The following is an 8,694-nucleotide window of genomic DNA, read 5'->3' as shown; positions in this document are numbered from 1 at the left end:
GCGCCTTGTCGCGCTGCACCGCATAGTCTTCCTTGCCGCTGAAATCGAAGCCCTGCTTGAGCAGGCTGCGCGCATAGGTCATGCGGTCGACGACGCGCTGTTGATAGGCGTTGAAGATCGCAAACGGGATCTTCAGGTCCTGCCGCTCGATGGCATCGTCGATCTCGCTGCGGTCAGCCATGAACTTGTCGATATCGGCCTGCAGGAAGAGCATGCGGTCGGGATCAAGCGACTTGACGAACTGATCCATCACCCTGCCCGACAAGGCATCATCGAGCGGAACCGGCTTGTAGCTGTAACGGGAGAGAAATTGCGCGCTGAGCTCAGCCGCCTGCGCCTGCCGCGTCAACGGCTTCAAAACCGGCGGCGCTGCGACCTCGGCATAGGCGGACGGGGCGAGTGCAAGAAATGCACCAAGAAAAACGTAGTGTATGCGCATTCAGCGTGGATCCAATTCTTCTGCCAGCTCTGTCGATGGGCGATCTAGGTGGCGCAATTATGGTTTTTTGGCAAGCAGAAGGCAAAAGGATGGTCCGGCGAGTCGCGAAACTCTTCGGCATGATCGGATCGACGCAGAGCGTCAGATCCCGAGGCTTATCGCCGGCAAGTTCGATGTAATCATCTCCAGCATGTCGGCGACGGCCAAGCCCGAGGAGATCACCGCCTTCAGCGATTCTACAGAATTGAGCTGAGGTAAGCGCGCTTAATAGCGGGAACCACTGTCACCGCCTCAAGCGCAGACGGCTAGCCACCCGGCCCCCACATTGCAATTCGAATGCCGCGCCCCATATTTCTATAGGAGCGGAACTGCGAAGCTGCAGCCGTTCGCGGGAATTCGGGCGCCCGGCAACAGGATGATGGTGTTTCTGCATCCGTAGCACACCGGCACTTTGGCCAGCCCTGCCGCGCCTGGAGCGAGACCGGGCTACTCCGTCCCAACAGCATGTTCTTGCTACAGTCCGAATGGATTGGGCATTACTGACCCTCCGGGAGAGAATGCGTGACACTGACCTTTCCCAATAAAAGCCGTAGTTTTGATGAGAGCCGGAATGCGGTCCGCTTCTCCGGTTATGACGGCATGTTCGAAGTGCGGTTTTTAGTCGAAGCTAACGCCTTGCGGACCCCGAGCCAGCCCGGCCGCTCCGAGGACGAGTGCCTGAGAGCCTTCGACATGGCGCGCCAGATCATTCTGGAAGCCGCCGCCCATGCCTACGGCCGCGGCGGCAAAGACCGATATACCCTGACGGCGCAGGATATCCGCAGGTAGACTTTTACAACCGGAAAGGCCGTGCAGGAGCCGAACCAAATGTCAGTCGACAGAAAACATCTCAGCGTCGCGGGCCGCGTGGCGAGCCGCTGTCCCGACCAGGGCGATCTTGAATCGGCCGTCTACAGCGCGCTCGCTCATGCCGGCGATCTCGACCCCAGCTATATCTTCGTCACCGCGCGCGGCGGCGACATCACGCTGGCTGGATGGGTGCGTTTGAAAGCGGAGGTGTCACGGGCCGAGGAGATTACACTGAGAACCGACGGCGTGCGCAAGGTTCACAATGAACTGTCGCCGGAATTATGAGGCAAGTCCGTCCGGCGTCGCGTTCGTAGCTGCCAAGAGATCGGCGAGGGCCGTCGGCTCGATCCGGACGATCCTGCGCAAGCGGTTCCCCTCTGCAATCGACGGCAGATGAATGTAGGTCGCGACGCGGCAGTAGGCAAGCCACGACAGGCCTTCGATCGGCTCCTCATCCTGCTCGATCTTGTAGTCGCCTGCCGGAGGCATCTCACCAACAAGATCGGGAAGCGCGAAAGGGGCGGAGAAGCGGACGATGGTGTCCGTCGTGCGTGTGGATGATATGTCGGACATGGTGAAAGGCTCCAGTAGAAGGCGGTTAGCCAAGACCCGCTTAATACTTCCTTCACGGCATTGGCATGGCGATCGGAATCCGGAGCAATGATGGTCCTCAAGTCTCTGACACGGACGAGAGCCACAGGGCCAATCGACGATAGAAGACTCCTACGCCCCAATTGCGTCACAATGAGACGAAATCCTAAAATGAAGTTTTTATTCAAATTTACTGGTCAAACATAAAATATTATCGTGTAAAAATTAAATTAATCTGGCCGCACAATAAAGACGCCTTCGCCTTTTTATTGCGATATTTTCCTGAATACATAACCCCGCAAGTCCAAATATCGGCTTTTGCAGAATATACACAACCTTCGCCAGCCTGCTCGACAAGCAGGAGGCCGGCCGCGAAAGCGCGTCCCGCGCGAACGGCAGTCATGACTTCATGAAAAAAGAGGCATTCAAATGTCGAGACATAACAACGCCAAGCTCCTTACCGCCAGTGACCGCCACGACTTCAGCGCTAACGCAAAGCGACCGGACGGCAATCCCTCCGCGAAGGAATTGATCGCCCATGCCGTCGCCGCACGCACGGACCTCGCCGTGTCGGCCGAGGAAGCGCGCGCGGTCGAGGAACTGCGTGAAGCAAAGAACCCGCGGCATCGGTTCACAAAGCGCCGAAGCACTGAGGCCGATGATAAGAGTCTGGCTGTCCGGGATCTTCCTACGATGGGAGAACTCGAGCAGGCGCGGACCGATCACAGCAGGAAGATCGCCACCCGGGACGCTGAGAGGCGTGCCGAGGAGCCTGACGAAAAAGCCGGCGAGTGAACAAGGACTAGACCCGTCAACCGCCCCGAGTGCGCGCCGGCTCAGCGTTCCAATCGGATCGACGCCTGAATCAGATCCTGATGGAAGCAATGGTTGCGCAAATCCTCTGTCAGCTTGACCAGCCTTTCGCTGGCCAGCCCCGCGGGTTCGCCTCGCGTCCGCATTCCGTCGATCAGGCTCTGCTGCGCGCAAATCAGCTGCCGGTCTTTGATCACTCGCCGGCGCGCAACTTCTAAGTCCTGCAGGGAATAGGTCATGAGAGACTATACCACGCAGGCGGCGATAATGAGATTCATTTCGCGGCTCCCCCGATCGTCGCGACCGCCGGCTTGGTTTACCGTCGCTGAACGAGCCGAGACAGAGCCCGCGCCTCTCGCTCGTGACCGAGTGGCCCCGGGGCGGAAAATTACAGGGCGCCTGGCACAGTTCGCCTTGGATAAAGCGCAACCAAGGCGCATGTTCACATATCGGCAGCCAATGAAACGGGCGCTGCCGATCAAGGGGTGGCGCCCTTCGCCCCAATCTAAGGAGGACAAGATGTCTTCCACCATCAAGCGCTCCTCCCATATCGCGGCTTACGGCGACTTCCTATTCAGGGCTTCCATCCTGGCGAGCTTCGCCGTAATCATCAGTTTAATTTTGAGAGGCTGGTTATGGTAGTAATCATCACAACCGGAATTTCGACGAAACGCGACGAAGATTGGCGGCTCCGGTCCATCCTCAAGCGCGCGGACTACGCCACGACAGATCTCGTTGCTTCAGAACATGGCGACCATCACGAAGAGGTGATGGTGATAAGACGCATTAAGGCGGCGACGATCCCGACGCCCGCGTACCCCTCTTCAAAACGGCGGAAGCTGCATGCCGATCCTGAGGCTTTGGCATCATGGGAAAACGAAGGAGGCGCCACACGAGCTGTGCACCCGCCTGCGGACAAGAAAAATTGATGACGCCGCGAGGCGATTCAACGAGGCCATGATTGCGCTCGCCGCCGCGGCTGGGTTTGCAATCACCGAGTAGCTAGACGCGCCGGAACCGACCCGCAGGCGACTATTTCCACCACCGCTTCTGAGCCAGCACCGGCACCAGTGAAACCGACGGCTCCGACGGACAACAATCCGACGCCTGCACCCGCTGCTCCTTCACAGCAATAATGCTGCCAATTGTGCTCAAAGCTGTTCAGCGGCCTCGGACATAAATTCGCGCATCTTTGTTGCGACGTCCTGCTCGCTGAAATTGCGACCTGCCGCTTGAAGATCAGATAGCGCTTTCGAGAGAACGCCAGGGTCCCCACCTTTGAAGCGGGCATCAGTGATCTCATCTGCGTAAGCTACAAAGTCATCTCGATCAACGAGTCCTGCGACCCACTTCGCCAAAAGCGTGTCGCAACGCGATTTGAGCTTGAGGATCCTCTCGGCGTCCCGAAAGTATTGATCTTCCATTCCCTTTTCTCGGTCTCTTAAGTCGACCATCATTTTCCTCCTGATTTTTGTCATCGAAACCGCTCAACGCGTGAGTTTGCGGAATAAACCGGGCTGACGCGCTCCCAACTTCCGAGGGCCGACCCCAAAAGATCGCCAATACTTCGCTGCTAGACTAAGATAGCACAAGTAAACGATGGTGGCCGCTTATTGCGGTCCCTGCGCCGGAGTCCTGTTCGATTGCTCCAACGCGGATTGCGCCGGCCGAATGATGTCTTTGCGCTCTGGCCGGAGCCACCAGACCGCAGCGACTACGAAAAGCACCAGGCCGAAACAGACGACTAACTTCAGGGACATGAGTTCCGCCTCCTCGGCGTGGCTTTTCATCGGGTGCTGAACCCGCCCGGGTGTCAACAGATTTAATGACACCGCACGCAAGCCCCTTGTCCTTTTGTTGAAACGCGTTGCTGGCGAGATCGGCCAAGGCAGCTGCGATTGCCTAGATAACGCACTGGCTCAAGATCAACTGACCGATTGAACTTGATGCGATCGAGAAAAAGCCCCGCCGAGGCGCGGCAGTTCTGATTTGGGAAAGTGGGTACCGCACAGGACTTACTGGAACAATGGAAAGGACCCTTTTGCAGGGGCCACCCGTGCGATCCCGTCGCCCTAGTCAATGAGCTATGCGCGGTTTTATTGCGATTTGGCTCATCTGGAACTGACCTAGCAACCGGATGCCTTCCATGACAGAGGTTCTCGCGGTTTCCGGTTCAGCTCGGGCGATTTCCGAGGAGTCTCGAAATAGCGTTGCGGCCAATTCCTCCAACTGAGGCCAGTTGGGATCTTGCTGAACCTTGGCGATTTCGGCCGAATACTGGAGCTTTGAAGCCAGGGCGCGTATGACCGCCTCGCGGCGTTCCCTGCTCATATCTTCCAAAGGCATTTTATGGAACATGGCGCACTCCTTGAGAGGGTGCTGTCCGAAAGATGACCGAGAAGTGGCGACAACCATTCTCCGGATGAGCTTATTCTGAGATAAGGCGAAGCTGATCCATTTCAAGCCAACGAGTGACGGGGCATTTTGCGTCAATGATGTCCAACTCATCAGTGGTGCCGCACAAAAGGGATCGGTGAGTTGAAGGATGTCACAGTTTGGAAGTTCCTCAATTTACCAGAGATTGCCATCCTGAAGGTCTTTTGACCGAGCAATTTGCGGAACTACGGCGTCTAGAAGCACCTCGCCAACCAGCGCGCCGGCGGCGTCATATATCAAAATGCCAAGGGGAATGTCCGGGCGCTTGAATAACAGGGCGCGGGCAAGGACAGGAGGCTAGGTCTGACAATCAGTCGCACCAGTCATTCCGCTGCTTCGGGCTCCAGGTCCTAGCCAGCCAGCCCTTCCTGCAGCAGCTTCTTCCCGATCTCTTCCCCGCGCCGGACCATTCGACCCTCAAACCGCCCTTAGGCGCGGGCACTTTACGGTGCGGTGGGCTCACCCTGTTAGGCTCGCCTAAAGTGACTAAGAATGAAACGTTGCGCTAAGGTACCGACGAGCGCATAACATCCCATCGCTGCCAACCTTTCACGGGCGGCTCCGACTGGAAGTGACACAGCTTCCGCCCCAACCTGAAAGGACGAACCATGTTTGGCTACGTCCGAACCTGCCATCGAAAACCGCTGCGGCTGTCAATCGTTGAGGGAAGTTTCGACGGCTCCGTCGCCAAGCGCGATTACGGTCCAAAATCTCTGTCCCACCTGCGCTTTACGATGTATGGCGAGGGAATCGGAAGCGACAGGGATCTTCTTAAAATCGCCAGAGCCAACTGAAGACGCAGTCGTAGAATTGTCCTGAATAACCGAGTTTCGACTCTGGTCGAAAGCAGCGTGGGCTCGGAGTATGGCTCACGCTGTAGTACCCCTAAATTCGCTGCTGAACCGGTCATCTGTGCGAGACCTAGCGTGCCGATGAGCCGATGAGCCATTCAAAGTGGTCCGCCAAGGATAACGCGGCTCATGACATCTCCATCTTCGTCGAGCTCGTGCACCGGCAGATAGGTGTTCTTCTCCATCCACTCCCGCACGATAAGCCTGATCGTGTCGTTGCGCGTCATGCCAAGTTCACCGGCTAAATCGCGAGGCACCTCTTCGACGTCCTCCTCCATCGTCACTGCTGCGGCGTTCCTCAAGCGCAACGCCGCGCGGCGCAGCAGAATCTGCAAGTCTGGTAGTGGGATGTTACCGATCCGATCGGCTGCGAATCGCTTTTCGGCAAGTAACTCTTTTAGACGGCCCTTCGCAATCAACGCCAGCTTGATACCGCAACGGTGGCAGCGAGCGCCCTCAGGGCGTCATCGCTGCCGCCTGTGGGAGTAGATTGGCCTTGTTTGTCCCGGAGCCCGAGCTCGCACTCGTCTGAGATCCTGCGCAGATGCTCGTCGTGCTGGGCCTGCAACAGGTGGAAGCGCTCCAATAAATCCTCAGCGTCTTCGGTCGGCTGATGCACGAGCTTTGATCCGATGAAGGGTGATCCGCCTCGACGGCACCCATGTCAAACGGTGGCAGCATTTTCCTTTAGTTCGTTCTTAAACTTTCCTAGAGGAACCTCGGTTTCCCCTCGCCCGCTTTGCAGAAGTCGTGCGTGCATATTCACGCGCAATGCACAGCGATGGGTGGCTCGGGCGGGAATGGCGGAGGCGCGAACACCCTACATTCCAACACGGATGCCGCACCCCCATATTTCTAAAGGAGCGGAACCGCGAAGGTGGAGCCGCTCGCGGGAATCGGGCGCCCGGGCAGGTTGGCCAGCCCTCCCGCGCCTCAGGTGAGACCGCCTACCGCGAGCGGACTACCAGACGACAGATCTCGCGGCTTCAGAAAATGGCGACCATCACGAAGAGGTGATGGTGATAAGACGCATCAGGGCGGCGACGATCCTGACGCCCGCCTATCCCTCTTCGAGGCGGCGGAAGCTGCATGCCGATCCTGAGGCTTTGGCATCATGCGCGGGCCGGACGGCGCACATGCTGTGATTGGCTTTCGTTGCGAGTCGAAATGAAATAGATCTGCCGCAATTTTTCTCGACCAGATGGAAGAGATGACGAGCAAACAAGACCGACATGTCAATTCCAGGGGCTTTCAGGTCCTTTTGGCGCTGGTGACTCTCGAACGGGGAAAGATGATTGCGAGAATAAACGACATTCGAACGCGCAGGCCTGACCGCTTTCTGCTCATCCCCGGAATATACAATTTGCCAGCCGTATTGATTAGGCGCATGGTAGGTCTTCAGTAGCTGTTTCTCAGGGCGCTACTGGTTGGAGGTCGGTTGTTGCCTTCGCCCCAAATTGAAGGAGGACAGCATGTCTTCCAATCTCAACATATCTGTGCGGACCTCTGACCTGGCTGTATTGCAAGGCGTCCTCGACGACGCCGGATACGATTCCACAAGTAGCCTCGCAGATCCGAAATATTACAACATCGCCGTCAAATTGCTGTTCCATCTTTATAATGATGGAATGACCTCGCCCGCGGCCCTTTCCATCGAACTCAGCCGGCACTTTGGAAAAACACCACTGTCCTCGAAATCATCCGCGGAGTTCGAAAAAAATCGCAAGTTGATACAGGGGATCCGTTCAGCCGTTGTGGTCAAGTCGCCCACCGGCGCCTCAACAGACACTTGGTGAGTTACTAAATTCGACAAAGCCACTGCCAACCGGATGGCGGGTTGCATTCCGGAGCAGTTCCAACCCATGAACTACCTTCAACTCAGTGGACACGGCGCCGGATTGCCCCGGCAGATGAATGTCCTGCAATATATCATCGGGGTCGCCCGGCAGAGCGACCAAGCCGTTCACTCAAGCCCCTTTGCTGCACTTGCCGAAACCATAAATGGGCGACAGCGCGCCGGGAAGCGGCACAATAATGGGCACCATCAGAGGAGTCTGGAATGCCAAAAGCACCAAAAGAATTTGCAGCCAGCGCCAACGGAGACAAATGGTTTCTCGGACATAACGAACCTGCGGACCAGCATGTCGTGATCCATCACGCCAACGACGCCTCCGGCGGCACTGAGACGAGATGGCCGATTTCGAGCTTTCTCGAGCACTTCGGCGATCATCCGCAAGGTCAGGCTCTTCGCGCGGCACTACGCGATGCCGGATCTGTTGAACAGGAAGCATCAAGCGAACATACGCGCGTTGCGCAGAAACCGGTAATTTCTTTCCCTTGGTCTCGCAAGATGGACCGCCTCAGGGATTGAGCCAATAATCACTCACCTTAAAGGATAGCCCCACGGGGTATCTCAAGGCTTCCGACTGCGGCCAGGGCGCCTTGTCGCGCTGCACCGCATAGTCTTCCTTGCCGCTGAAATCGAAGCCCTGCTTGAGCAGGCTGCGCGCATAGGTCATGCGGTCGACGACGCGCTGTTGATAGGCGTTGAAGATCGCAAACGGGATCTTCAGGTCCTGCCGCTCGATGGCATCGTCGATCTCGCTGCGGTCAGCCATGAACTTGTCGATATCGGCCTGCAGGAAGAGCATGCGGTCGGGATCAAGCGACTTGACGAACTGATCCATCACCCTGCCCGACAAGGCATCATCGAGC

The 8,694-nt window shown here is 57.2% G+C and carries 12 protein-coding genes and 2 pseudogenes; 7 read left to right on the top strand and 7 right to left on the bottom strand.

Annotated features, from left to right (window positions below; translation table 11 throughout):
* Positions 1–439 (bottom strand): annotated as a pseudogene (locus B5E41_RS30680) (carboxy terminal-processing peptidase); the annotation flags it as partial.
* Between the two features lie 561 nt (positions 440–1,000).
* On the opposite strand from B5E41_RS30680, the gene B5E41_RS30670 reads away from it, so the two are divergent.
* Both B5E41_RS30670 and B5E41_RS30665 read left to right on the top strand, forming a co-directional pair.
* Positions 1,001–1,267, top strand: coding sequence for a DUF1488 family protein (locus B5E41_RS30670; protein WP_088397308.1), 267 nt, complete (start codon positions 1,001–1,003; stop codon positions 1,265–1,267).
* A 39-nt stretch (positions 1,268–1,306) separates the two neighbouring features.
* The gene (locus tag B5E41_RS30665) at positions 1,307–1,573 is read left to right on the top strand and encodes a BON domain-containing protein (RefSeq protein WP_088397307.1); all 267 of its coding nucleotides are present in this window, start codon (positions 1,307–1,309) and stop codon (positions 1,571–1,573) included.
* Here the strand turns inward: B5E41_RS30665 and B5E41_RS30660 are convergent.
* Positions 1,568–1,861, bottom strand: coding sequence for a hypothetical protein (locus B5E41_RS30660; RefSeq protein WP_088397306.1), 294 nt, complete (start codon positions 1,859–1,861; stop codon positions 1,568–1,570). The two genes, B5E41_RS30665 and B5E41_RS30660, sit on opposite strands and share 6 nt — an antisense overlap.
* A gap of 447 nt (positions 1,862–2,308) precedes the next feature.
* Between B5E41_RS30660 and B5E41_RS30655 the strand changes: the two genes are divergently transcribed.
* Positions 2,309–2,674: a hypothetical protein gene (locus B5E41_RS30655; RefSeq protein WP_088397305.1), complete on the top strand. Its 366-nt coding sequence runs from the start codon at positions 2,309–2,311 to the stop codon at positions 2,672–2,674.
* A gap of 41 nt (positions 2,675–2,715) precedes the next feature.
* On the opposite strand, the gene B5E41_RS30650 is transcribed toward B5E41_RS30655, so the two are convergent.
* A complete protein-coding gene (locus tag B5E41_RS30650; protein ID WP_088397304.1) occupies positions 2,716–2,931 on the bottom strand; it encodes a hypothetical protein in 216 nt (71 codons plus the stop codon).
* A 396-nt stretch (positions 2,932–3,327) separates the two neighbouring features.
* On the opposite strand from B5E41_RS30650, the gene B5E41_RS30640 reads away from it, so the two are divergent.
* Positions 3,328–3,621, top strand: a complete 294-nt coding sequence (locus B5E41_RS30640; RefSeq protein WP_088397302.1) for a hypothetical protein — start codon at positions 3,328–3,330, stop codon at positions 3,619–3,621.
* Between the two features lie 222 nt (positions 3,622–3,843).
* Here B5E41_RS30640 and B5E41_RS30635 read toward each other — a convergent pair whose 3' ends face one another.
* Together B5E41_RS30635 and B5E41_RS30625 are read right to left on the bottom strand one after the other, a co-directional pair.
* A complete protein-coding gene (locus B5E41_RS30635) occupies positions 3,844–4,149 on the bottom strand; it encodes an ATPase inhibitor subunit zeta (protein ID WP_245303193.1) in 306 nt (101 codons plus the stop codon).
* A 619-nt stretch (positions 4,150–4,768) separates the two neighbouring features.
* Positions 4,769–5,050: a hypothetical protein gene (locus B5E41_RS30625; RefSeq protein ID WP_141098857.1), complete on the bottom strand. Its 282-nt coding sequence runs from the start codon at positions 5,048–5,050 to the stop codon at positions 4,769–4,771.
* A gap of 686 nt (positions 5,051–5,736) precedes the next feature.
* On the opposite strand from B5E41_RS30625, the gene B5E41_RS30620 reads away from it, so the two are divergent.
* Positions 5,737–5,922: a hypothetical protein gene (locus tag B5E41_RS30620; RefSeq protein WP_088397298.1), complete on the top strand. Its 186-nt coding sequence runs from the start codon at positions 5,737–5,739 to the stop codon at positions 5,920–5,922.
* 155 nt (positions 5,923–6,077) lie between these two features.
* Here B5E41_RS30620 and B5E41_RS30615 read toward each other — a convergent pair whose 3' ends face one another.
* Positions 6,078–6,398, bottom strand: a complete 321-nt coding sequence (locus tag B5E41_RS30615; RefSeq protein WP_210303164.1) for a CopG family transcriptional regulator — start codon at positions 6,396–6,398, stop codon at positions 6,078–6,080.
* A gap of 1,053 nt (positions 6,399–7,451) precedes the next feature.
* Between B5E41_RS30615 and B5E41_RS30595 the strand changes: the two genes are divergently transcribed.
* Both B5E41_RS30595 and B5E41_RS30590 read left to right on the top strand, forming a co-directional pair.
* Complete coding sequence (locus tag B5E41_RS30595) at positions 7,452–7,775, top strand: hypothetical protein (protein ID WP_088397295.1); 324 nt, start codon at positions 7,452–7,454, stop codon at positions 7,773–7,775.
* Positions 7,776–8,038: 263 nt separating this feature from the next.
* Entirely contained in the window at positions 8,039–8,350 is a 312-nt protein-coding gene (locus B5E41_RS30590) for a hypothetical protein (protein WP_088397294.1), read from the top strand.
* 46 nt (positions 8,351–8,396) lie between these two features.
* On the opposite strand, the pseudogene B5E41_RS30585 reads toward B5E41_RS30590, so the two are convergent.
* Positions 8,397–8,694 (bottom strand): annotated as a pseudogene (locus B5E41_RS30585) (carboxy terminal-processing peptidase); the annotation flags it as partial.

The sequence above is a fragment of the Rhizobium esperanzae genome, assembly GCF_002204185.1.
Taxonomy (GTDB): Bacteria; Pseudomonadota; Alphaproteobacteria; order Rhizobiales; family Rhizobiaceae; genus Rhizobium; species Rhizobium esperanzae.
The sequence above is the reverse complement of the archived record's forward strand: the minus strand, read 5'-3'. Positions and strand labels throughout refer to the sequence as shown.

Coding starts and splice junctions, on each gene's coding strand:
- B5E41_RS30665 (WP_088397307.1), top strand. CDS start 1,307: ATGTCAGTCGACAGAAAACATCTCAGCGTCGCGGGCCGCGTGGCGAGC.
- B5E41_RS30660 (WP_088397306.1), bottom strand. CDS start 1,861: ATGTCCGACATATCATCCACACGCACGACGGACACCATCGTCCGCTTC.
- B5E41_RS30655 (WP_088397305.1), top strand. CDS start 2,309: ATGTCGAGACATAACAACGCCAAGCTCCTTACCGCCAGTGACCGCCAC.
- B5E41_RS30650 (WP_088397304.1), bottom strand. CDS start 2,931: ATGACCTATTCCCTGCAGGACTTAGAAGTTGCGCGCCGGCGAGTGATC.
- B5E41_RS30640 (WP_088397302.1), top strand. CDS start 3,328: ATGGTAGTAATCATCACAACCGGAATTTCGACGAAACGCGACGAAGAT.
- B5E41_RS30635 (WP_245303193.1), bottom strand. CDS start 4,149: ATGATGGTCGACTTAAGAGACCGAGAAAAGGGAATGGAAGATCAATAC.
- B5E41_RS30625 (WP_141098857.1), bottom strand. CDS start 5,050: ATGTTCCATAAAATGCCTTTGGAAGATATGAGCAGGGAACGCCGCGAG.
- B5E41_RS30620 (WP_088397298.1), top strand. CDS start 5,737: ATGTTTGGCTACGTCCGAACCTGCCATCGAAAACCGCTGCGGCTGTCA.
- B5E41_RS30595 (WP_088397295.1), top strand. CDS start 7,452: ATGTCTTCCAATCTCAACATATCTGTGCGGACCTCTGACCTGGCTGTA.
- B5E41_RS30590 (WP_088397294.1), top strand. CDS start 8,039: ATGCCAAAAGCACCAAAAGAATTTGCAGCCAGCGCCAACGGAGACAAA.